Below are 23,055 nucleotides of genomic sequence, written 5' to 3'. Positions count from 1 at the left end.
TCCCGTCCATCCCGTACCGCACCGGTACCGCCCCACCGCTCGTCCGAAGCCGACCGTCACATCGGAGCCTCCCGTGCACAGCCTCGACCCGCTCGCCACCTCCCGCATGATCAGCGACACCTACCGCCGCTACCTGCGTTCCCTGCTGCCCCTGCGCGAGCCCCGCCTGGCCGAGGCCCTCGCCCACGCCATCGACACCAGCCCGCTGCTCACCAAGGGGCCCCTGCTGGAGGCCACCCCCGCCTACGCGCCGGGCGCCACCCTGAACGAGCTCGTCGCAGAGGGCGTACTCGACCCCGCGTTCCAGCAGCTGACCGGCCCCGCACTGCCCGCCGACCGTCCCCTGTACCGGCATCAGGAACAGGCGCTGCGCAAGGCCGTCGCCGGACACAACCTCGTCGTGGCCACCGACACCGGCTCCGGCAAGACCGAGAGCTTCCTCCTGCCCGTCCTCAACGCCCTTGCCGCCGAACACGCCCGCGGCACCCTCGGACCCGGTGTCCGCGCCCTGCTGCTCTACCCGATGAACGCCCTGGCCAACGACCAGATGAAGCGACTGCGCCGACTTCTCGCCGACGCCCCCCACATCACCTTCGGCCGCTACACCGGCGACACCAAGGACGATCCGCAGCGCGCCGCCGACACCTTCGAGCAGCTCAACCCCGGCGAACCGCGCCTGCCCAACGAACTGCTCAGCCGACGCGAGATGCGCGCCACACCGCCCCACCTCCTGCTCACCAACTACGCCATGCTGGAGTACCTGCTGCTCCGCCCCCAGGACATGGACCTCTTCGAGGGAGAACAGGCGGGTTCCTGGCGGTTCGTCGTCGTCGACGAGGCCCACGTCTACGACGGAGCGCGCGGCGCGGAACTCGCCATGCTGCTGCGCCGTTTGAAGGACCGTGTGGGGCAGGGGCGGGAGATCCAGGCCATCGCCACCAGTGCCACCGTCGGCGCGGAGGAGAACCCGGCCGCCGTCACCGCCTTCGCCCAGGCCCTCTTCGACGTCCCCTTCCGGTGGGACGCGAGCGAACCCGCCGCCCAGGACCTGGTCACCGCCACCCGGGTCGGGACACCCGACGGCCCGCACTGGGGACCGCTGCCGACCACCGAGTACCTGCGCCTGGCCACGACCGCCGACCCCGGACCGGAGATCGTGTCGGCCGCCCGCATGCACAGCCTGCCCGCCGACACGACCGCGGCCACCGCCCTCGCCGCCGAGGCCGGCACCGTGGCTCTGCGCCGGGCCCTCGCCGACGGACCCCGGCCCGTGAACGAGATCGCCCGCGACGTCTTTCCCGGTGACCCCGTCGGACCCGCGGCGGTCACCGCGCTCATCCAACTCGCCAGCCAGGTGACCGACACCGACGGCGCTCCCGTGCTTTCCGCCCGCTACCACCTTTTCGCACGCGCCACGGAAGGCGCCTTCACCTGCCTCGACCCGGCAGGCCCCCACCTCGACCTGGCCCGCCACGAGACCTGCGCGCGGTGTGCCCGCCCCTCCTTCGAGGTGGGCGCCTGCCGCCGCTGCGGTGCAGTACACCTGCACGGCACCCTCACCGGCAAGGGGGCACAGGCCCGCCTCGCACACCGCAAGTCTCCCGACAGCCCCCACACTTGGCTGCTCCTCGACGGGGACGGCTCGGACACCGGTGCCGACGAGGACGACGAGACACTCGGCGACAACGCCAAGGGCGGCCTCAAGGAACGCCGACTGTGCACTCGCTGTGCGGCCGTGCACCCCGCGGCCACGGCATCCTGCACCGCTCCTGGATGCGGTGGCACCGAACTGCGCCGAGTCCACCAACTCGACACCCACGAGGGCACCCCGGCCGCATGCCTCGCCTGCGGAGCGCGTGGTCACGGCATGATCCGCCTGTTCGAGGCGGGCAACGAGGCTTCGGCCGCCGTCCTCAGCACCGCCCTTTACCAGGCGCTGCCTCCGGCGACCGACGGCCCGGCCGCCGCACTGCCCGGACAGGGCCGCAAGCTGCTGTTCTTCAGCGACAGCCGACAGGCCGCCGCGTACTTCGCGCCCTACCTGGAGGACTCCTACACCCGCATCCAGCACCGACGTCTGATCACCCAGGCCGTCCGGCAGGGCTGCCCCGATCCCGACGAGCCCCTGCACATCGACGACCTCGTCGCCCACACCATCCGCGCCGCCGACCACGCCGGAGTCTTCCGCCGCAACGACTCCCGCCAGGCCAAGCAGCGCGAAGTGGCCCTGTGGGTGATGCAGGAAGTGCTCAGCCTCGACGACCGCCAGTCACTCGAAGGCCTCGGCCTGCTCCGGGTCGACATCGACCGCGAGCCCTTCTGGCAGCCGCCCGCCGCCCTCACCTCACTCGGCCTGACGGACGACGAGGCATGGCTGCTGCTGCAGGAACTTCTGCGCAGCCTGCGCAACCAGGGCGCGCTCACCATGCCCGAGGACGTCGACGCGAGCGACGAGGCGTTCGCCCCGCGCAAGGGGCCCATCTGGGTCCGGTCCCAGGGCTCTGAGGCCAAGCGCAGGGTGATCAGCTGGCTGCCCAGCGCCGCGAGCGCCTCGAACCGACGGGTCGACTACCTCGTACGCGTACTCGACGTCCTCGGCCACCAGGGTGAACGACGGGCCGCCGCTCTCGATGTCCTGAACCGTCTGTGGACCGACCTCACGGCAGGTCACCTCGCCGACTGGCTGCCGTCCGAAAGCCAACCGGGGATCGGCGTCGTCCGTCGGCTCGACCACGCCTGGCTGCGGTTGCGGCCGGTGACGGCGGACAGCGATCCGCTGTACGCCTGCGACCGCTGCCGCCGCATCACCGCGGTGTCCGTGCGCGGTGTGTGCCCGACGCTGCGCTGCACAGGACGCCTGGAGGACTTCAAGCCGTCGCCCGAGACGGACGAGCATCTGCGGCGCCTCTACCTGACCTTTGACCCTGTTCCACTGCGCGCTCAGGAGCACACCGCGCAGTGGACCGGGGAGAAGGCCGCCGAGATCCAGGGGGAGTTCGTTCGAGGGCAGGTCAACGCCCTGTCCTGCTCCACCACCTTCGAACTCGGCGTCGATGTCGGTGAACTCCAGGCCGTCGTCCTGCGCAACATGCCGCCCTCCACCGCCAACTACGTCCAGCGCGCCGGCCGGGCCGGCCGCCGCGCCGACTCGGCCGCGCTGGTCCTCACCTACGCACAGCGGCGCCCCCACGACCTTTCCCGATTCGCGGAGCCCGAGCGGATGATCGCCGGGGAGGTGAGGGCCCCGATCGTCCCTGTCGACAACGTCCGGATCGACCGCCGCCACGCCCACTCCATCGCGCTCGCCGCCTTCTTCCGTGCCATGAAGGACGAGCGGGGCCGGATCTGGCGCAAGGCGGGAGAGTTCTTCCTTCCCGACGACACCACCGGTGAGATCGCCGCCCACACGGTGCGCGACTGGCTGACCCCCGTTCCGGACAGCGTCATGGCCTCCCTGCGCCGGGTTCTCCCCGACCAGGTCCAGAAAGAGATCGGCATCGACTCCGGCGACTGGGTCGCCGAACTGGACCGGCTCCTGCGGGCCGCGCAGCAGATCCTCGACCAGGACGTCACCTCGTACAGCGAACGCCGCGACCAAGCGGCGGTCGCCCGCAAGTACCGGCAGGCGGAGATGTACGAGAAGGTCATCCGTAACCTCACCCAACGCGAACTGCTCGGCGTCCTCGCCAACCGCAACGTGCTGCCCAAGTACGGCTTCCCCGTGGACACCGTCGAACTGCGCATCCCCCAGGAGGGTGGCGCCGTCTCGGGGCAACTCGAACTCACCCGTGACCTGAGCGCCGCCGTCCACGAGTACGCCCCGGGGGCCGAGATCGTGGCGGGCGGCCACCTGTGGGCGTCCGCCGGCGTCTACCGGCTGCCGGACCGCGAACTGGTCAGCCGCCACTACGCCGTGTGCGCGGCCTGCGGCCGCTACCGGGAGGCCACCGAACCCGTGGACCCCGTCTGCGCCGCCTGCGGCACGCAGTCCGCGGCCGCGCAACGCCGGTACGTCGAACCGGTCTACGGTTTCGTCGCCGCGCGCGGACCACAGCGCCGCCCGGGGCAGACCCCGCCACGACGGTCCTGGTACGGCGACGTCCACATGTCCACCGACACCGCCGACCTCCAGGAAGGCGCGATCACCTTCGTCTCCGGCCACACCACGCTCTGGTCGGCGGGCACCCGGGGAGAGATGGTGGTCGTCTCCGAGGGACCGGCCGGTGCCGGATACCAGATCTGCGACTGGTGCGGCTGGGGCCGTCCGCACGCTCAGGCCGGGCCTTTGCGCGGCGGCCACCCGCACCTGCTGAAAGACACCCAGTGCACGGGCCCTCTCCGGGTCGTCTCCCTCGCTCACCGGTACCAGACCGACTTCCTCCAGATCCATCTGGACCCGCTCACAGCCCTGACCGCCACCCCGGCCCGTCTGCGCTCCGGCTTGTACGCACTGCTCGAAGGCGCCGCCGCGCGCCTGGAGATCAGCCGCGACGACATCGACGGCACGGTTCACACCGGCACCGACGGCATGCCGTCCCTGCTGCTCTTCGACACCACTCCGGGGGGCGCGGGCAACGCCGTGTCCATGGGCGAGCGGCTCGAACCGGTTGTCTCTGCCGCGCTTGCCCGGGTGGCGGCCTGCGAGTGCGGCCCGGAGAGCAGCTGCTACGCGTGCCTGCGGAACTTCCGCAACGAGCGCTTTCACGAGCTGCTGAGCCGCCGTGAGGCCGTCGCACTCCTCGATGCCCTGACTGGCAATGTGAGCTGAAGGGATGAGACGCGATGTCCAGACACGGAGTTCGGGCCAGTCCTACCTCGTCCAGATGTAGACCAGGCACTTTGGACTGGGCGGCCGCGGCGAGGGCTTCGTGCGTGCCGTCACAGTCCGAGAAATCCACGTCACCGACGTCCAACGACTGAACTTGCTGAGATTGTTCGGGTTCCAGGAATTCATTCGCATAGCGCTTCACGGCGGAGACGCCGATCGCCAGGGGAATAAGGTCTTCGATGGTGCGTACACCGTCAGGTGCGGTGCTGGCGACTTTGTCTCCCGGAACGTCGCAAAGAACTGTGAGTAGCGGCAGAAATCGCCGCGCTCAATTCCCTTGCCGCTGAGGGCATGCTTGATCGCCGACAGCAACTGACTCTTGCCGGACTCGTTGGCGCCTACGATCGTGGTCACGCTGTCCTCCAGCGGAACCTTCACGAACGGATACTGCAGTTGAACGAGCGAAAGAAGCGGAGGTACACGGCCGAAACGAACATCCATGGCTCCATTCCGGGCGGCAGTTGCTAACAGATAGCAATGCTACTCAGCAATGCTACCGGTAGTTCGTTGAATCAAGGTCAGCGGTGGGAAGAATCTGGGTGTTGGAGAAATCTGGGGGAGGGGGCCGCGATGACCAGGCCCAAGCCGGTTGCTCCCGCGCCGGTTCCGCTGGAAGCCTATCGGTAGCTCGTTGAATCAAGGTTGGCGGCGGGTAGGTGCCGGGTGCGGAGTTTCCTTGCAAGGGAGGGTCGGCGATGACCAAGCCGAAGCCGTGTCCGCCCGCCCCGGGGCCGCTAGAGGCGTATGCCGCGTGGTTCGACGACTGCTTCACGCATATCGCCCAGCGAAGCGGTTTCGCACCTTCCTGACGGGGCTGCTGGTGCCGCTGGACCGCAACAAGACACTGACCTGCCTGGCCGGGGCCGAACCGGTCACCGAGGCCGGACGGCCACAGGTGCAGCGGCTGCAGTTCTTCCTGTCCGAGTCGTGCTGGGATGCCGAGAAGGTCAACGAGGTGCGTCTGGGGCTGTTGCTGAGCGACCGTCACACCGCCCCGCACGCCCACGGCGTGGACGACTCCGGCGACCGCAAGGACGGCACCGTGACCGCCTTCACCGGACGGCAGTGGCTGGGGCGGCTGGGCAAGACCGACAACGGCATCGTGACGGTCACCACGCTGTGGGCGGACGAGCGCCTGTACTACCCGCTGCACGCGCTGCCCTACAGCCCTGCCCACCACTTCCCCAAGAAGCGCAGCGACCCGGGCTTCCGCACCAAGCCGCAGCTGGCCGCCGCGGCAGCCATCCTGGCCGCGCGGGCCGGCGTCCCGGATCTGTGGGAGCCCGAGGGTGAGATCCCCTTGGGCCACCCGACTGGATGACCGTTGGTTATCTGCCTGCACCCGAGTCGATGTCCCGGGCGAGCTGTTGGGCATATTCGGCGAGGAGTTTCCGTAGGTCGGCGTAGTGCCGAAAGGGATCTGGCCGGACGAGGTTGTACCAGGTGGTGTTGCGGCGAAGAGCCCATTCGCGTTGGACGTCTTGAGGCTGCTCGGCCTCAACGGGGCGCGGGGCGAAGAGATGCTCGCCTTGTGTGACCTGTACCCAGATGAATACGGAGGCGTCCTGACGTTTGCGATCGCCGACTGCAGGCCGAATGGGGCCGGGGATGGGCGGTAACTCGCTGACCAGGGCGTCCCATTCGTCAGGAGGCAGAGCCCATTCTCTGAGTGCCTCACGTCGGCGCTGGTAGTTGATGCGTGGTCGGTGAGGTGCTCGGAGTTCGGCGCTGAGCTCGCGGAGGACTCGTTCGAACTCGGCCGGGCTGCGTCCTGCGCGTTCCCAGCGTTGGACGTCGGTGTTGGATCTGAACCGCACGCGGTCCGGGGCTATGCCGAGGTAAGTCGCGGCCTCATCGAGGGGTCCGCCTATGGCCCACTGGACGAGCCGGACTGCTGCGGTTCGACGCAAGACCTTCGGGGCGATTCCGGCAATGGGTGCGAAGTATCTTTCATACCAGGCCGGTTCCAGGTATGCCGGGATGTGTTCTGGTCGGTAGTCGTCCCGCAGTGGTGCTCGGAGTCCTTGTGGGCCGCCGATTTTGCGATAGGTGCGTGTCAATGGTTCGGCCGCGTCTCGGAATCGCCGCGAGCACGAGTTTTCATGGCGGGCGTAGATGCGTACCCAGGGCGTGCGTGTCGGCCGCTCTCCAGGGGTGTGGACGAGCTGGGAAAGGTGCTCGGACAGATCGTCTGCTTTGAGTAAGGAGTGTGCGGCGCGTAGGAGTCCGGCACAGGCAATCGAGTCACGGGGCAGTACATCGCGCAAGCGATGGTCCTGCAGACGGTTGCTGGTACTCGAATTCCCTGAAGTGGAGTGGACGTACGCGGTCACATGCCCAGCGAGGGCGGTGTCGAGAAGATGCTTCCCCGCTGGCCAAGTAGTCCCGATCAGTGCGGTGGCCAGCCGGAGATCCGTGAAGTACTCGGATGCGTCCGAGGCCGGAGTCAGCGGTTCTAGGCGGGCAAGCAGGGACTGCTGGAAGCGAAGGATGCCCTGTGTTGGGTGTGGCCGATGGCAAGGATCTGTAGCAACTCGCTGATCGAGTCTGCCGCCGCAGGCGCGGGACTTTCGTTTCTGGGTTGGGCTGTCGATCGTCCACCGGCATTGCGCTGGGTGCAGGGTGTGATCGTTGGCTCGCTCAATCAGGCGCCCTGATATGGCGCGCGGCTGCCCGCAGTGCGGGCAGCTTGCTTCCAGATAGGTCTGGTGTTCTACGCAGCTGAAGACAATAGGTAGGTGCCAGAGCTTGCGCCAGGGGCCGCCGTGGAGTTGCTGGGCCGGGGTGCAGTCGCCCGCCAGGCAGGTGGGGCAATACCGTGGGGAGCCGACGAAGAGCCATGGGTCCGGCCTCTTCGGCCCCGGTCCGGGCACGGACAAAGCGATGGGGGGATACCGGTCTCGCCACTGTTTCAGTGTCAGTGCCGACACTTCCTCGGCTGTCTGGCGGGTCAGTCGGGCGAATCCTTGGGCCTCCGGCCCGGTGAGATTCAGCAGCAGACTGCCTGGGATGTGAGTAGCTTGGACGCGATCGGTCCAGCCAGCCGCACGGATCAGTTGCAGAGGCGGGAGGCTGAGGCGATGCCCTAGCCGAAGCAGGTAGCTGACAAGGGACTCTCCTGAGGCAGGTTCGAGACTCCGGGGCAGTGGATGCATCACGGCTCCATCCGTCAGGCGCCCGCGCGGGCAGACGGGCCAGGGTCATCGAAAACGGTGTTCCGGGGTCGTTTCGCCTGCGTGGCCTTCTTGACGGCGGTCCGCGGGGCGGCCGGGATGATGGGCTCGTCCGGCGGCTGCTCGGGCTCGTCCCGCCGGAGCACGATCTCGTTCAGCAGGCTCTCGTCGATCATTTCCTTCCCGGACTCCATGGCTTCCTGGGCGCCGTCTTCGAGCAGGCGTCCCAGCAGGCCGATGACACCGCCGGTGCGACGCATCAAGTACTCCGGCATACCGCCGCCGGTGAGCATGCCCTGCGTCGCGTTCATCAGCCGCAGGTGCTTCTCGATTCCCTTCAGGTGATTGACGAAGGCCGCGATCTGTTTCGGGGTGGTGTAGCGGAACCGGTCGATCTCGATGAGCTCGAAGCGGTGTTCCGTCTGGGTGACCTCCAAACCGTGGATGCGGGTCGACTCCAGCGGTGGCATCTCCCATTGCCGGATCTTCTTGTTCCACTGGGCCTCACGCAGCAGCCCGATGCCGGAGATGTTGACGCCGGTCAGGATCAGAGTGACGTCCAGGCTCATAAAGGCCCGCATCAGGTCGAGGACGTCCTGGTCGTCGGCTCTGTGCATCCGCAGCCGGCTGATGTCGTCCAGAATCAGAGCTTTGACGCCATGGTCATAAAGGGAGTCGGCGACCTGCCGTACCAGTTCTGGCAGCGTGGCCGACTTGCGGGTCGGGGCCCGGAAGAAGCCTAAGATCGACATGCAAAGGCTTCTCGGGGTTGCTGTCACCGGGGTCGAGACATAGACGACCGGTGCGTGGAGATCGCGGGTGCCCGGCAGAGCCTGGGGGTTGAGGTGGCTGTGGAGTTCCAGCCACTGCTTTTCGAAGACGGCCCCGGCTGAGCAGACAGACGCGGTCTTGCCGTAGTTGCCCCAGCCGCTGATCATGACGCCGGCGCGGGTCGGGTCGTTCTTCTTCCTCGTGTTGCCGCTCAACCGGCGCCGGATCAGCTTGCCTACCTTCTCGTGCATGGGGGTGTCCTGCAGCGGGAGGTTCGCGTTCGTCAGCTCCCGGTAGAGGTCGTAGTCGTACTTGCGGCCATCAGGGAGCATCGACCACCGCTGCGGGGAGATTGTCGGAGCGGGGACGAGTAGGTCGTAGTGGGTGCGGTAGTGCTGCCAGCCGGCGTAGGTGTCGAGGGGCGGGCGGCTGCCCAGGATCAGCTCGGCGATCCTGGTTCGTGAAGGCAGACCGTCCAGCGGATCATCGTGAGAGAGGGCTCTGGTCACGTGTCGTCCTCCTGGACAGGTGTATCGGCTTCCGAGTCGTCGGGGGGCGGAAGCCGGAACATGGGACGCCGGTTCAGGGCCTCGTGTAGCGTTGCCGGGGCCACGGGCGTGACGTCGGCGAGGGCTTCTTCGCGTCGTCGACGGCGGTCGGCGTCGACCGCGTGGTCGATCGTGCGGGCGTGCTCGGCCCAGGCCGCGGGCATCTCAGCCGGAGCCGGCTCATCCGCGATGGCTGGTGCGGCGGGGCGGTCAGCGGCTGCAGCCTGTGCTCGGGTGATCTCGCGGGCTTGGGCGACGCGCTGCTTCTTTCCGGCCTTCTTCTTGGCCTGGCTGGGCCATTGGTCGACGGGGGTGACCGAGCCGAGGATCCCGAGCAGATGTTCCAGGAGCTCGCTCTCGGAGTGGATCCTGATCTTGTTCGCCCTCACGCGTGTCAGCAGGGCGTCGGCAGTCTTGTCCGAGAACGCAGGGATCTCACCTTCGGGCGGCAGTCCTCCCCAGCGTAGAATGTGCCAGGTCTCGTGGTCGGCAGGGTCCTGGAAGAACACCTGCCGGCGGTCCCTCCGGTCACTGCGGACAACCCACTTGCCCGCGTGTTTGCCGCCCCGGGCGGAGGGCTGCTGAAAGCGCGGCTCGTCGAAGACCGGGTGGTGATACCAGAGCCCGAGGATCTTCACCCCGCGACGAGGATGGATCTTCACGTGGTGTTTGCGCAGGACCTTGTAGTAGAAGCTCGGTTCGGGGAAGTCCAGGTCGAAGCCGCCCTGTTCCATCGCGGCAGCGAACAGGGTGTTGGGGCTGTGGTCTTCACCCGGCGCCCAACTCGGGGCGTATTCGCCTAGTTTACGGTTCTGCCAGATCTGGACGATCCAGGTCGCGATGATGTGCTCGGCTTGCGCGAGCGTGAGGCTCGCATCGCGTTCCGGGTCGGCCCCGCGGTCCGCGACGTCACCGCCGGTGAAGCCCAGCAGGTGCTCGAAGAGCATGGTCTGGATGGTGAGGAACTGGCGCTCGACCGCGAACTTGTCGGTCTGCCGCAGGACGCGAGCAGGCAGGATCCGGCAGCCGATCTCCGTCTCGGCTTCCACCAGGTCGTGATTCTTGTAGGGGCCGCCGTGGTCGGTGGTGACCGTCTCCGGGGCGAAGAACGGCAGAGCGGCGACCCGGTGCCCGGTGAACTCGGCGATCACCTCGGCCGGCACCCCTGCGTAGGGCCATTCCATGTCCTCGCCCCAGCCGTCCCGCATCGGAAGCGGCAGCATCACGTCCCGCAGCAGCATCGCGATGTCGACCGAGGTGTCGGACTGGAGCGTAAGCCGGAAGGCCGGCAGCCCGTGCGTGTAGAGATCGAGTGCGAGGGTCAGCGTCGCGGTGATCGCGTCGCCGAACACGGTCTCGCGCAGCTTCACCGGCATCGGGGTCGAGTCCAGCACCAGAACCTGGCCCGGCCGGTGGACCACCATCCGGCCGGAGACCCCGGCCTCCACGGCCGCCTCCGCCGTCCGCCCGTAACGCGGCCGGGCTCCGCCGGGCCCGAACCACTCCTTCCAGACGGCCGCGAGTGTCCACCGGGAAGGGATCTTCTCAGTGGGAAACGTCGGGAACCGCTCACGCATGTACTGGTGCATCAACCGGTGCTTGGCGCCCTGGCTCAGGCGGGCGCGTGGGCCGCACTCGGCCTTTACTGCGAAGATCGCCTCCCGGACCTCCTTCGTGATGGTGCGGTGCCCGCCCCGTCGCCGTGTCCAGCGCCCGTCCGCACAGGCCAGCAGAAGACTGTCGCCCGCCACTCCCGACAGGCGTACCAGCGTCCGGTAGCTGAGGTGCTGCAGACCGCACCGGACCGCCTCCGGACGGGGCATCGCCTCTATCTCCGCAGCCTTCGCGTACCGACGCTGAGTCAACGTCGTGCGGTCCGGGTCGTAGGCCGGCCGGGGCTCACCCGGCAGGGCCCGAGCCGGGTGGCCCTCCCGGAACCCCGTCTCGGCTTCCAGTACGTGCGCAGCCCGCAGCCGTGCCCGCTCTAACTGGTCCTTGGTCAGGTCGGCCAGGGTCCTCGGCTGCCGGGCGACCGGCGGCGGGCGCCCCGACTCGACTGCCGGAAGAAGCCGCAGGTCTGCATGGTTGATGAGCCAACGGAACGAGCGGGTCTCCGCGCGGCCGTCGTCATCCAGGAGGACGAGCTGGCCGAGTTGGCCGTGGACGTCGTCAACCGTCCACTCGACGCCATTGAGCGCGACCCGCCTACCTGGCGCGATCTGCAAGAACCCCCTCGCTGCCATCACACCGCCCAGATCAGTGAGCTGTGGCGCAAGGGACTGCCCAGGTCAACGCCGAGCTCGCGGTGCCAGAGCAGCCGGACGATGTTCGCCCGGCCAACGGAAGGCACGCTGGTCGCCTCCGCCAGGTCGGAGAACGTCATCGCCTGCCCCTGCTGCCCGCTGATAGCGGTGAGCAGCTGCTCACGCATGCCGAGAAGGTCCCTCGCCGGCCGCCGGCGCGAGGACAGGTGGTCAAGGACGCTCCAGACATGCGGTCGCCAGCCCGCGACCACCGAGTACCGCCAGCCGCAGGCAACCGCCACTTCCCTGGCCGCCGCGAACTTCAGCGCGTCCTCTTCCTTGATCAGCTCCATCGGGCGGACGTCCAGCAACCACATCCCACCGCCGATCACGGCCAAGAAGTCCGGGATGTGCCAGGCATGCCCGCCCGCATGCTCGAAGTCCAGCCGGAACGGCTGCGACAGCACTTCCGATGCCCTCAAGAAGTCCAGCGCGACCAGCAGGCTCACTTCCTTCAGCGACTCGAAACCATGCTTCCCGCCCGCTGACGCCATCGCCTCCAGGCCGGGGCGGTGCCGCTGCTTCGCCCGCCACGTGAACCCCCGCATCGGCCGGGACGACATCACCGGTACGTGAGCCATGTCCCGGACCGGCCAGCAGACCTTGTCGGCGCCCACCTGCCACGTCGAACTCCATCGACGCGGCCAGTCGTCCCCGAGTCGCAGCCGATCCCGCAGTCCGGCGTCCCCGTCGTACGCCGTGACAAGGTGGTCCAGCTGACTTGAATCCGACGGGATCTTCGCTCTCGCTGCCTCGCCCACTCATCCAGAGAAGCACCACTCGACCGGCGACGGGGGCGTTTCGCCGGTACTGCCCGCAACACAGCGTGACGGGACCAAGATTTGCCAACCAGCGTTCTCCATGTGCCAACTAAAATTCTCCGTCGCAACCGGCACCCGTGACCCCCCTCACAAGATTGCATAAAAGTGCGGCGAAACGTATAGTCATGCCATCCAGGAGGAGGAGTCCATGGCGGTACGTGCGGCAGTGGCCGGAGCGAGCGGGTATGCGGGCGGCGAAGTGCTGCGCCTCCTCCTCGCGCACCCCGAGGTCGAGATCGGCGCCCTGACCGGCAATTCCAACGCGGGCCAGAAACTGGGCGCACTCCAGCCGCATCTGCTCCCGCTGGCCGACCGGGTCCTCGAGGAGACCACCGCCGAGGTCCTCGCCGGACACGACGTCGTCTTCCTCGCCCTCCCGCACGGGCAGTCCGCCGCCGTCGCCGAACAGCTCGGCCCGGACGTCCTCGTCGTCGACATGGGCGCCGACTTCCGGCTCGCCGACGCGGCCGACTGGGAGCGGTTCTACGGCTCCCCGCACGCCGGGACCTGGCCCTACGGCCTCCCCGAACTGCCGGGCGGCCGCGCCGCGTTGGAGGGGTCCAAGCGCATCGCGGTCCCCGGCTGCTACCCCACGGCCGTCTCGCTGGCCCTCTTCCCGGCCTACGCCGCCGGCATCGCCGAGAACGAGGCCGTGATCGTCGCCGCCTCCGGCACCTCCGGCGCGGGCAAGGCGCCCAAGCCGCATCTGCTCGGCTCCGAGGTGATGGGCTCCATGTCGCCGTACGGCGTCGGCGGCGGCCACCGGCACACCCCCGAGATCGTGCAGAACCTCAGCGCGGCGGCGGGGGAGCCGGTCTCCGTCTCCTTCACGCCCACCCTCGCGCCGATGTCCCGCGGCATCCTCGCCACGTGCAGTGCCAAGGCCAGGCCCGGTGTCACCGCCGAGTCCGTCCGCGCCGCCTATGAGAAGGCCCTCGCCGACGAGCCCTTCGTGCACCTGCTGCCCGAGGGCCGGTGGCCCGCCACGGCGTCCGTCCACGGTTCCAACGCCGTTCAGATCCAGGTCGCCTACGACGAGAGCGCCGGCCGGATCATCGCGATCAGCGCCATCGACAACCTGACCAAGGGCACGGCCGGCGGCGCCGTCCAGAGCATGAACATCGCCCTCGGGTTCCACGAGAACACCGGGCTTTCCACGATCGGAGTCGCACCGTGAGTGTCACGGCAGCCAAGGGATTCACGGCCGCGGGCATCGCCGCCGGAATCAAGGAGAACGGCAACCCGGACCTGGCCCTCGTGGTCAACACCGGGCCCCGCCGCGCCGCCGCGGGCGTCTTCACCTCCAACCGCGTGAAGGCCGCGCCGGTCCTGTGGTCCGAGCAGGTGCTCAAGAGCGGGCAGCTCTCCGCCGTGGTCCTCAACTCCGGCGGCGCCAACGCCTGTACGGGCCCCAAGGGCTTCCAGGACACCCACGCCACCGCCGAGAAGGCCGCGGACGTGCTGGGCGTCGGCGCGGGCGAGGTCGCCGTCTGCTCGACCGGCCTCATCGGGGTGCTGCTCCCCATGGACAAGCTGCTCCCGGGCGTCGAGACGGCCGCGGCCCAGCTGTCCGGACACGGCGGCGAGAAGGCCGCCATCGCCATCAAGACCACCGACACCGTCCACAAGACCTCCGTCGCCCAGGGCGCCGGCTGGACCGTCGGCGGCATGGCCAAGGGCGCGGGCATGCTCGCCCCCGGCCTCGCCACCATGCTCGTCGTCCTCACCACCGACGCCGACGTCGACGCCGGGACCCTGGACCGGGCGCTGCGCGCCGCCACCCGGGTCACCTTCGACCGCGTCGACTCCGACGGCTGCATGTCCACCAACGACACCGTCCTGCTGCTCGCCTCCGGCGCCTCCGAGGTCACCCCGGAGTACGAGGAGTTCGCCGCCGCCGTACGCACCGTCTGCGACGACCTCGGCCAGCAGCTCATCCGGGACGCCGAGGGCGCCAGCAAGGACATCAGGATCGAGGTGGTCAACGCGGCCTCGGAGGACGACGCCGTCGAGGTGGGCCGCTCCATCGCCCGCAACAACCTCCTCAAGTGCGCCCTGCACGGCGAGGACCCCAACTGGGGCCGGGTGCTCTCCGCGATCGGCACCACCCGGGCCGCCTTCGAGGCCGACCGCCTCAACGTCGCCATCAACGGCGTCTGGGTCTGCAAGAACGGCGGCGTCGGCGAGGACCGCGACAAGGTCGACATGCGCTACCGGGAGGTCCACATCGTCGCGGACCTCGCGGCAGGCAACGAGTCTGCGACGATCTGGACCAACGACCTGACGGCCGACTACGTCCACGAGAACAGCGCCTACTCCTCTTGACGTGCCCGCTTGGTTCTCGCGGGTCCTCGTCGTCGCCGACGAGGGTTCCTGTTTCGCTGGCGGCCGCTCGCCCTCGGACGAGTCCGGGATGAGTCTTACGTCGCCTCCGCAGGCCAACACCGCCCGCCCGGCGGCTGATCCGAGATTCTTCCGAAAGTCGGCTATGACGGTCAATCACTCAGAAGAGCGAAAGTCCCCCACCCGCAAACACACCGCGCTCCCCAAGGCCCAGATCCTCATCGAGGCCCTGCCCTGGCTCACCCGGCACAACGGCAGGACGGTCGTCATCAAGTTCGGCGGCAACGCCATGGTCAACGAGGAGCTGAAGGCCGCCTTCGCCCAGGACGTCGTCTTCCTGCGCCACGCCGGCCTCAACGTCGTCGTCGTGCACGGCGGCGGCCCGCAGATCAGCGCAGCCCTCGACAAGCACGGCATCGTCAGCGAGTTCAAGGCGGGCCTGCGCGTCACCACCGAGGACGCCATGGACGTCGTACGGATGGTGCTCGCCGGACAGGTCCAGCGCGAGCTGGTCGGCCTGCTCAACCAGCACGGACCCCTCGCCGTCGGTCTGACCGGCGAGGACGCGCACACCATCACCGCCACCAAGCACCAGCCCGAGATCGACGGCGAGCTCGTCGACATCGGGCGGGTGGGCGAGATCACCGCGATCGACACGGGCGCGATCGAGGCCCTGCTCGCCGACGGCCGGATCCCGGTCGTCTCCTCCATCGCCCGCTCCCAGGACGACGGACATGTCTACAACGTCAATGCTGATACGGCGGCTGCGGCACTCGCTGCGGCGCTGGACGCCGAGACCCTCGTGGTCCTCACGGACGTGGAGGGCCTCTACGAGAACTGGCCCGAGTCCGACGAGGTGATCAGCCGCCTGACCGCCTCCCAGCTGGAGAAGCTGCTGCCGGACCTCAGCGCCGGCATGGTCCCGAAGATGGAGGGCTGTCTGCACGCCGTCCGCAACGGTGTGCGGACTGCCCGGGTCATCGACGGCCGGGTGCAGCACTCGATCCTGCTGGAGATCTTCACCGACGAAGGAATCGGCACGATGGTCGTGCCCGACGAGCAGCAGGGGGAGTCCGCGTGAGCAACCAGGAACTGACCACCCGGTGGCAGGGCTCGCTCATGAACAACTACGGCACCCCGCGGCTGCCGCTGGTGCGCGGCGAGGGCGCCCGGCTGTGGGACGCCGACGGCAAGGAGTACCTCGACTTCGTCGGCGGCATCGCGGTCAACGCGCTCGGCCACGCCCACCCGGCCGTCGTCGAGGCGGTCAGCAGGCAGATCGCCTCCCTCGGCCATGTCTCGAACCTGTTCATCGCCGAACCCCCGGTCGCCCTCGCCGAACGGCTCCTGCACCACTTCGGCCGGGACGGCAAGGTGTTCTTCTGCAACTCCGGCGCCGAGGCCAACGAGGGTGCCTTCAAGATCGGCCGGCTCACCGGGCGGCCCCACATGGTCGCCACCCACGGCGGCTTCCACGGCCGCACCATGGGCGCCCTCGCGCTCACCGGCCAGCCCGGCAAGCAGGAACCGTTCCTGCCGCTGCCCGGCGAGGTCACCCACGTCCCGTACGGCGACGCGCAGGCGCTGGCCGCCGCGGTCACCGAGGACACGGCACTCGTCGTCATCGAGCCCGTCCAGGGCGAGAACGGCGTGGTCGTGCCCCCGGCCGGCTATCTGAAGGCGGCCCGGGCGATCACCGCGGCCACCGGCTCGCTCCTCGTCCTCGACGAGGTGCAGACCGGCATCGGCCGGACCGGGCAGTGGTTCGAGTACCAGGCCCACGAGGGCGTCCTGCCGGACGTCGTGACCCTGGCCAAGGGGCTCGGCGGCGGGCTGCCGCTCGGCGCGACCGTCGCCTTCGGGCGGGCCGCGGAGCTCCTGCGGCCCGGCCACCACGGCACGACCTTCGGCGGCAACCCCGTCGCCTGCGCGGCCGGCCTCGCCGTCCTCGACACCATCGAGAACGAGGGATTGCTGGAGAACGTCAAGCGGCAGAGCGAGAAGCTGCGGGGCGGGATCGAGTCTCTCGGCCACCCGTTGATCGATTATGTCCGGGGCGCGGGTCTGCTCCTGGGTATCGTGCTCTCCGAGCCACTCGCGCCCCAGGTGCAGCAGGCGGCTCAGGAGGCCGGATTCCTCGTGAACGCGCCCGCCCCCGACGTCGTCCGGCTGATGCCGCCGCTGAATCTCGGCGACGACGCGGTGGAGGCGTTCCTCGGGGCGCTGCCCGGCATCCTCGACACAGCCCGCGGGGACGGATCCGGAGAATGAGACGACGATGAGCCAGGCCCAGGACCACGAGCAGGCTGGGGCGGGCGGGCCCGCCGTGCCGCAGACCCGCACCGCCCGCCACCGCCGGATCGTGGACATCCTCAACCGGCAACCCGTGCGCTCGCAGAGCCAGTTGGCGAAGCTGCTCGCCGACGACGGGCTGAGCGTGACGCAGGCGACGCTGTCGCGGGACCTGGACGAGCTGAACGCGGTGAAGATCCGCAACACCGACGGCGATCTCATCTACGCGGTGCCCAGCGAAGGCGGTTTCCGGACCCCGCGGGCCCCGCTCGGGGGGTCCGCGAAGGAGGAGCGGATGCGGCGGCTCTCGCAGGAGCTGCTGATCTCCGCCGAGGCCTCGGCGAACCTCGTGGTCCTGCGCACCCCGCCGGGTGCGGCCCAGTTCCTCGCCTCGGCGATCGACCAGGCGGAGCTGCACGACATCCTGGGCACGATCGCCGGCGACGACACGCTGCTCCTGATCAGCAGGGAGCCGACGGGTGGGCAGGCGCTGGCGGAGCACTTGCTGAGGCTGGCTCAGAACGGCCACTGAGGGGGGCGGTCGCGGGGATCGGCCGGCTCCGGGCGAGTGGGGGCTGTTCGCGCGGCCCCCCGCCCCTGGACCCCCCGTCAGCCCAGACGCCGGGCCAGTCCCCCCGTGCACCGCACCTCGTCGCCCGCCGTGATCAGCAGGGCCTCGACGTCCGGCAGTGACTCCAGCCAGGCCAGCGCCTCCCGCGAGCCCATCGCGAACGCCGCCGTGGCCCAGCAGTCGGCCCAGGTGAGACGAGGCGCGACCACCGTGACGGCGACGAGGTCGGTCACCGCGGACCGCCCCGTGCGCGGGTCGACGATGTGCGCACCCCGCTCGGCGGTGCCCGAGGTCGCGACGGCCAGCTCGTCCGCCCCCGCCGCCGACACGACCGCCGCGAGACCACCCGGCCGCAGCGGGTCGGACACCCCGACCCGCCAGGGCCGCTCCGCCCCGGGCACGCCCAGCAACTGCACGTCCCCGCCGCCGTTGACGCTGACGCCGCTCACCCCCGGCACCCCGGAGAGCAGCCGCGCCGCCCGCTCCGTGGCCCAGCCCTTGACGATCCCCGTCGGGTCGAGCCGGCCCTCGTACCGCATGCTGAACCAGCCGTCGCTGGCCCGCTCCGCCTCGGCGCCCAGCTCCAGCACCTCGGCCACCTCGGGATCGCACTCCCCGACGGTCAGCTCACCCCGCGCCATCCGGGAGACCTGGCTGTCCTCGCGGTAGGTGCTGAACACCTCGTTCACCCGGTGCAGCGAGCCCACCGCCGCGTCGAGCGCCGCGCGCACCGCCTGCGGTGGGCCGCCGCGGACGTCGAAGGAGAAGACGGTCCCCATGACCTCCTCCGCGTGACGCACCGCGGCGGGAGCTGCTGCCGACTCGGCCACGGTGTCAGTCACCGGCCTGGTCCAGCGCCGACTGCAGGGACTGCTTGTAGCCCTCGCTGGTGTAGGTCGCGCCCGAGACGGTGTCGATGTCGGCGCTGCCGGCCTTGACCGCGGCCTGGTTCAGCTTGGGGACGGAGAGTTCCGTCTTCTGCGTGCTGGTCCCGCCCGAGGGGGCCTGGACCGCCTCCGCCTTGGTGATCTTGCCGCCCGTGACGGTGATCCGGACCTGCACCGGGCCGTACTGCGTCTGCGCCACCGCGCCGGTGAAGGTCCCGGAGGCCTGCGCCGCACCCGAGCCGGACCCCGAGCCGGACCCAGACCCAGAAGCGGAGCCCGAACCCGAGCCCGAGCCCGACCCGGAGCCCGAACCCGACCCGGAGGCCGACGCCGAACCTCCGCTCGCCTTCGCCTTGTCCAGCGCCGACTGGAGCGACTTCTTGTAGCCCTCGCTGGTGTAGGTGGCCCCGGACACGGTGTCGATGTCGGCGCTGCCGGCCTTGACCGCGGCCTGGTTCAGCTTGGGGACGGCGAGTTCCGTCTTCTGCGTGCTGGTCCCGCCGGACGGCGCCTTGACCGCGTCCGCCTTGGTGATCTTGCCGTCGGCGAGCGTGATCCTCACCTGGACGTCGCCGTACTGCGTCGTCGCCACGTCCCCGGTGAAGGTGCCGGAGGCCTGCACGGCGCCCGAGCCGGAGCCCTGGGAGGAACCCGCGCTCGCGTTCGCCTTGTCGATCGCCGACTGGAGGGACTTCTTGTAGCCCTCGCTGGTGTAGGTCGCGCCCGAGACGGTGTCGATGTCCGGGCTCTGCTTGGCGACGACGTCCGCGTTCAGCTTCGGGATCGCCAGCTCGGACTTCTGGGTGCTGGTGCCGCCCGACGGCGCCTTGACGGCCTCCGCCTTGGTGATCTTGTTGTTGACGACGGTGATCCGGACCTGGACGTCGCCGTACTGCGTCTTGACGGCGTCGCCGGTCATCGTGCCCGTCACGGGCGCCCCGGCTCCGCCCTGGGCCGCCTCCTGCGCCGCCGTTCCGCCCGCCGCCCCCGCCGCCTGCGTGGACGTCGGGTCGGTCGTCGGCTTCAGCGACAGCAGCAGCACGATCCCCGACACGGTGGCGGCACTGGCCAGCACGACCCGCCGAAGAGGGTGGCTCTTCCTCATCTGCTCCTGAGCTCCTGATTCCTGTAGAAGGCCACGTCACGGGCCGGGAGTCGTGCCGCTCACATCTCGAACGACTCGTGATGGATACGGCGGGCCGGAACGCCGGCGCCGCGCAGTGCCTCGTACACGCCCTGGGCGAAGCCGTTCGGCCCGCACATGAACACGTCGTGGTCCTCGATGTCGGGGATCTTGCGCTGGAGGGACTCCGCCGAGATGTCGGGGCGCTCCCCGTCGGGGCTGTTGACGGCGTACATCAGCCGCGCCCCGCGCTCGTCGGCGATCTTCGCCAGCTCGTCCCACAGGGCCAGGTCCTGCGTGCTGTTGGCCCGGTAGAGGAGCGTGATGTCACCGGGCGCACCCGGCAGCGTCTCGAACAGCGTCCGCATCGGCGTGATGCCCACACCGCCGGCGACCAGCAGCACCTTGCCGCGGCTGCGCCGGGAGGCGGTCATCGCGCCGTACGGGCCCTCGGCCCACACCTTGGTGCCGGGCCGCAGTTCGCGCAGCGCCGCGGTGTGGTCGCCGATCGCCTTGACCGTGATCCGCAGCAGTTCGGGGCGCGGGTTCGCCGACAGCGAGTACGGGTGGGAGCTGAACCGCATCCCCGGCGCGAGGAACCGCCACCGGAAGAACTGCCCCGCCTCCGCGCCGATCCGGTGCAGCTTGCGGCCGCCGATCAGGACGGACACGATGCCCGGCGTCTCCTCGATGACCGCCTCGACGTACATGCGGTGCCGCAGGTTCAGCCGGATCGGGGTGAGGATGCGGTACCAGATCACCAGCGCGGTGACCGAGCCGTACAGCCCGTACCAGACGGTCTTGGCGGTGGGCTCGACGGCGAACTCGTTGCCCGTCGTGAGCTGGTGCCAGAACGTCAGGAACACCGCGGCGTACGTCAGCAGATGGATGTGGTACCAGGTGTCGTACGGCATCTTCCGCCGGACCGGGCCGATCGACACCACGCCGATGACCAGCAGCAGACCGGTGCCGATCGCCGCCTTGCCCATGTCGGGAAGCTGGTTGATGGAGTCGATCGTCTGCTGGACGATGTCACCGAGCGACTTGCCGGCCTGGAGCGCGTACCCCCACATGATGAGGAACACGTGCGCGAACGTCAGACTCAGCGTGTACCGGCCGCTCATCGCGTGCCAGCGCGCCACCCGGTCCGAGCCCACCCGGCGCTCCAGCGCCGGCACCCGGGCCATCTGCAGCACGACGAGCGCCATCAGATAGCCGGCGAGCAGACCGGTGATCCGCCCCGCGTTGAGAATCTTGCTGTCGTTGTCGGCGATGTTCGGCGTATTGCTCCACCACAGCCACAGCACGCCCGCCGCGCCCGCCCATACGGCGAGCAGCAACGGAACGGCGGGGGATCGGCGCGGGCGGATGCGGCGCATCGTCTGGCGGCGGGCGGCGCGTCCGCCTGCGATCGTGGTGGTCACGGTTCCTCCGTGGGGACTTGACCCTGGCGCCCAGAGATACGTGCCTCGACCGCTTTGTGTTCAGAGACCCGCCGAGTCCAGTGCGGACTGGAGTGACTGGCGGTAACCGTCACTCGTGTACGTCGCTCCCGAGACGGTGTCGATGTGCGCGCTCTGCGCCTTCAGCGCCTCGCTGCGCAGCTGGGGGAGGGCGTACGCGTTGATCTGCTGGTCGCGCGGATTGTCCTGGGGGTAGGTCACCGCCGTCACGTCCGTGATCTTCCCGTTCTGTACGGTGATCCGGACCTGGACCGGCCCCCAGCGGGTCTGCACCGGGTCGCCGGTGACGGTCGTGCCGCCCTTGCCCGGGGAGACCGAGCTGCCGGCGGAGGGCACCGGGGACGCCACCGCCGGCTCGGGTGCCGTGTGCGGCTTGAGCGCCAGCAGCATCACCACCGCGGAGACGGTGGTCGCGCTCGCCAGCATGATCCGGCGCAGGGGGCGGTTCTTCTTCAGCGGGTGCACGGCCACGACCTCACCACTCTCACGGCTCTCACAGCTCTCACGGTTCTCACGGCTCTCACAGCTCTCGCTGCTCTCACAGCTCGAACGACTCGTGGTGGATCCGCCGGTCCGGCACCCCGGCGGCGCGCAGGGCCTCGTACACGTCCCGGGCGAAGCCGTGCGGCCCGCACAGGTAGACGTCGTGCCCGGCCAGGTCCGGCACCGCCGCGCGCAGCGACCCGGCGCCCAGGTCCGGGCGCTGCCCCCCGGGCCCGTTGAGCGCGTACAGCACCCTCGCCCCGCGCCAGCGGGCGATCGCCTCCAGTTCCGAACCCAGCGCGAGGTCCTCCGCCGAACGCGCCCGGTACAGCACGGTGACCTCGCCGGGCAGCGTCTCGAACAGCGCCCGCAGCGGGGTGATGCCCACCCCCGCCCCGATCAGCAGCGCCTTCGGTGCCCCGCGCCGGTCGGCGGTCATCGCGCCGTACGGCCCCTCGGCCCACACGCGCGTGCCGGGCCGCAGCAGCGCCACGCGCGCGCTGTGTCCGCCGAGCGCCTTGACCGTGATCCGCATCCGCCCGGCCCGGGGCGGCGCCGACAGCGAGTACGGCGTCGAGGTCCACGCCAGGCCCGCCCCGAGGAACCGCCACCGGAAGAACTGCCCGGCCACCGCTCCGAGTGCGTCCAGCCGCCGCCCCCGCGCGACGACGGAGTACACACCGGGAGCCTCCCGCTGCACGGACTCCACCCGCAGCCGGTGCCGCAGGTTCAGCCGTACGGGGACCAGGACCCGGAACCACAGCACCAGCCCCGCCGCCCCGAGGTAGAGCGCGTACCAGGCGGCCGTGGCCACCGGCCTGCCGTTGAGGTCGTTGCCGAGGGCCAGCTGATGGCCGAAGGCGAGGAAGACGGCCGCGTAGGTGAGGAGGTGGACGTAGTACCAGAACTCGTAGCCGGTGCGACGGCGCACGGCCCGCGCCGAGGTCACCCCGACCGCGAGGAGGATCACCGTGCCGGCGGTCGCCTTCAGCATCTCGGGGTAGTCCAGGACCACCGTCAGCGTCTCGTGGACGATCGACCGGCCGTCCTGGGCCGCGTACCCGGCGAGGATCAGCGCGACGTGCGCCACCAGCAGGCAGATCGTGTAGCGGCCCGCCATCGCGTGCCAGCGCGCCACCCGGTCGGAGCCGATCCGCCGCTCCAGCAGCGGTACCCGCGCCATCAGGGCGACGACCACCGCGCAGGCGTACCCGCACAGCAGCCCGGCGATCCGCCCGGCCCCGGTCAGCCAGCCCGCCGCCCCGACGACCGAGCCGGTGCCGGACCACCACAGGGCGAGCACGGCGGCGGCCCCCGCCCACAGCACGGCGAGCACCGGGCCCGCGGGGGAGCGCGGGGGAACCGGCGCCACCGGGGGTGCCGCCCGCCGCTCGGACACGGTGGTCATGAGGAGCTCCTTTCGCCGGTCAGGGAGCCCACTGTGCGGGG

General features: G+C 69.8%; 16 protein-coding genes and 1 pseudogene. 7 read left to right on the top strand and 10 right to left on the bottom strand.

Features of this window, described 5'->3' with window-relative positions; all coding sequences use genetic code 11:
* The first annotated feature begins 73 nt into the window (after positions 1-73).
* Positions 74-4,768: a DEAD/DEAH box helicase gene (locus tag AQJ58_RS15370; protein ID WP_079078940.1), complete on the top strand. Its 4,695-nt coding sequence runs from the start codon at positions 74-76 to the stop codon at positions 4,766-4,768.
* A 198-nt stretch (positions 4,769-4,966) separates the two neighbouring features.
* Here the strand turns inward: AQJ58_RS15370 and AQJ58_RS43305 are convergent, their stop codons facing one another.
* Positions 4,967-5,269, bottom strand: coding sequence for an AAA family ATPase (locus AQJ58_RS43305; RefSeq protein ID WP_159056248.1), 303 nt, complete (start codon positions 5,267-5,269; stop codon positions 4,967-4,969).
* 254 nt (positions 5,270-5,523) lie between these two features.
* Between AQJ58_RS43305 and AQJ58_RS15365 the strand changes: the two are divergent.
* Positions 5,524-6,095, top strand: a pseudogene (locus tag AQJ58_RS15365) (transposase); the annotation flags it as partial.
* A 61-nt stretch (positions 6,096-6,156) separates the two neighbouring features.
* On the opposite strand, the gene AQJ58_RS40755 reads toward AQJ58_RS15365, so the two are convergent.
* From AQJ58_RS40755 to AQJ58_RS15350, 4 genes are read right to left on the bottom strand one after another with little or no spacing between them, the layout of a single operon-like run.
* A complete protein-coding gene (locus AQJ58_RS40755) occupies positions 6,157-7,983 on the bottom strand; it encodes a TniQ family protein (RefSeq protein ID WP_079078939.1) in 1,827 nt (608 codons plus the stop codon).
* Positions 7,984-7,997: 14 nt separating this feature from the next.
* Positions 7,998-9,281: a TniB family NTP-binding protein gene (locus AQJ58_RS15360; RefSeq protein ID WP_067250256.1), complete on the bottom strand. Its 1,284-nt coding sequence runs from the start codon at positions 9,279-9,281 to the stop codon at positions 7,998-8,000.
* On the bottom strand, positions 9,278-11,563 hold the full coding sequence (locus AQJ58_RS15355) for a transposase (RefSeq protein ID WP_067250909.1): 2,286 nt from the start codon (positions 11,561-11,563) through the stop codon (positions 9,278-9,280). The genes AQJ58_RS15360 and AQJ58_RS15355 overlap by 4 nt, the downstream gene beginning before the upstream one ends.
* Positions 11,563-12,240, bottom strand: coding sequence for a TnsA-like heteromeric transposase endonuclease subunit (locus tag AQJ58_RS15350; RefSeq protein WP_234360057.1), 678 nt, complete (start codon positions 12,238-12,240; stop codon positions 11,563-11,565). The genes AQJ58_RS15355 and AQJ58_RS15350 overlap by 1 nt, the downstream gene beginning before the upstream one ends.
* 352 nt (positions 12,241-12,592) lie before the next feature.
* Between AQJ58_RS15350 and argC the strand changes: the two genes are divergently transcribed.
* From argC to AQJ58_RS15325, 5 genes are all read left to right on the top strand, one after another.
* Entirely contained in the window at positions 12,593-13,621 is a 1,029-nt protein-coding gene (gene argC, locus AQJ58_RS15345) for an N-acetyl-gamma-glutamyl-phosphate reductase (protein WP_067250253.1), read from the top strand.
* On the top strand, positions 13,618-14,769 hold the full coding sequence (gene argJ, locus AQJ58_RS15340; protein WP_067250250.1) for a bifunctional glutamate N-acetyltransferase/amino-acid acetyltransferase ArgJ: 1,152 nt from the start codon (positions 13,618-13,620) through the stop codon (positions 14,767-14,769). Before argC ends, argJ begins: the two co-directional genes overlap by 4 nt.
* Positions 14,770-14,932: 163 nt before the next feature.
* Entirely contained in the window at positions 14,933-15,868 is a 936-nt protein-coding gene (argB, locus tag AQJ58_RS15335) for an acetylglutamate kinase (RefSeq protein WP_067250247.1), read from the top strand.
* A complete protein-coding gene (locus AQJ58_RS15330) occupies positions 15,865-17,058 on the top strand; it encodes an acetylornithine transaminase (protein ID WP_067250244.1) in 1,194 nt (397 codons plus the stop codon). The genes argB and AQJ58_RS15330 overlap by 4 nt, the downstream gene beginning before the upstream one ends.
* Before the next feature lie 7 nt (positions 17,059-17,065).
* Positions 17,066-17,611: an arginine repressor gene (locus tag AQJ58_RS15325; RefSeq protein ID WP_067250240.1), complete on the top strand. Its 546-nt coding sequence runs from the start codon at positions 17,066-17,068 to the stop codon at positions 17,609-17,611.
* Positions 17,612-17,688: 77 nt separating this feature from the next.
* Here AQJ58_RS15325 and AQJ58_RS15320 read toward each other — a convergent pair whose 3' ends face one another.
* The 5 genes from AQJ58_RS15320 to AQJ58_RS15300 all read right to left on the bottom strand — a co-directional run bounded on the left by AQJ58_RS15320 (position 17,689) and on the right by AQJ58_RS15300 (position 23,014).
* A complete protein-coding gene (locus AQJ58_RS15320; protein ID WP_234360056.1) occupies positions 17,689-18,492 on the bottom strand; it encodes an FAD:protein FMN transferase in 804 nt (267 codons plus the stop codon).
* Positions 18,485-19,642, bottom strand: coding sequence for an FMN-binding protein (locus tag AQJ58_RS15315; RefSeq protein WP_067250235.1), 1,158 nt, complete (start codon positions 19,640-19,642; stop codon positions 18,485-18,487). The genes AQJ58_RS15320 and AQJ58_RS15315 overlap by 8 nt, the downstream gene beginning before the upstream one ends.
* A 59-nt stretch (positions 19,643-19,701) precedes the next feature.
* A complete protein-coding gene (locus AQJ58_RS15310; protein WP_067250232.1) occupies positions 19,702-21,084 on the bottom strand; it encodes a ferredoxin reductase family protein in 1,383 nt (460 codons plus the stop codon).
* A 60-nt stretch (positions 21,085-21,144) separates the two neighbouring features.
* Positions 21,145-21,588: an FMN-binding protein gene (locus tag AQJ58_RS15305; RefSeq protein WP_067250904.1), complete on the bottom strand. Its 444-nt coding sequence runs from the start codon at positions 21,586-21,588 to the stop codon at positions 21,145-21,147.
* A gap of 73 nt (positions 21,589-21,661) precedes the next feature.
* Complete coding sequence (locus AQJ58_RS15300; protein ID WP_067250229.1) at positions 21,662-23,014, bottom strand: ferredoxin reductase family protein; 1,353 nt, start codon at positions 23,012-23,014, stop codon at positions 21,662-21,664.
* Positions 23,015-23,055 lie beyond the last annotated feature (41 nt).

The organism is Streptomyces sp. DSM 15324 (assembly GCF_001514285.1).
In the GTDB taxonomy this organism is placed as follows: Bacteria; Actinomycetota; Actinomycetes; order Streptomycetales; family Streptomycetaceae; genus Streptomyces.
The sequence above is the reverse complement of the archived record's forward strand: the minus strand, read 5'-3'. Positions and strand labels throughout refer to the sequence as shown.

Bases quoted from the DNA above. Each gene is read 5' to 3' on its own strand.
- argB (WP_067250247.1), top strand. From the start codon at position 14,933: ATGACGGTCAATCACTCAGAAGAGCGAAAGTCCCCCACCCGCAAACAC.
- AQJ58_RS15315 (WP_067250235.1), bottom strand. From the start codon at position 19,642: ATGAGGAAGAGCCACCCTCTTCGGCGGGTCGTGCTGGCCAGTGCCGCC.
- AQJ58_RS15325 (WP_067250240.1), top strand. From the start codon at position 17,066: ATGAGCCAGGCCCAGGACCACGAGCAGGCTGGGGCGGGCGGGCCCGCC.
- AQJ58_RS40755 (WP_079078939.1), bottom strand. From the start codon at position 7,983: ATGCATCCACTGCCCCGGAGTCTCGAACCTGCCTCAGGAGAGTCCCTT.
- AQJ58_RS15300 (WP_067250229.1), bottom strand. From the start codon at position 23,014: ATGACCACCGTGTCCGAGCGGCGGGCGGCACCCCCGGTGGCGCCGGTT.
- AQJ58_RS15355 (WP_067250909.1), bottom strand. From the start codon at position 11,563: ATGGCAGCGAGGGGGTTCTTGCAGATCGCGCCAGGTAGGCGGGTCGCG.
- argC (WP_067250253.1), top strand. From the start codon at position 12,593: ATGGCGGTACGTGCGGCAGTGGCCGGAGCGAGCGGGTATGCGGGCGGC.
- AQJ58_RS43305 (WP_159056248.1), bottom strand. From the start codon at position 5,269: ATGGATGTTCGTTTCGGCCGTGTACCTCCGCTTCTTTCGCTCGTTCAA.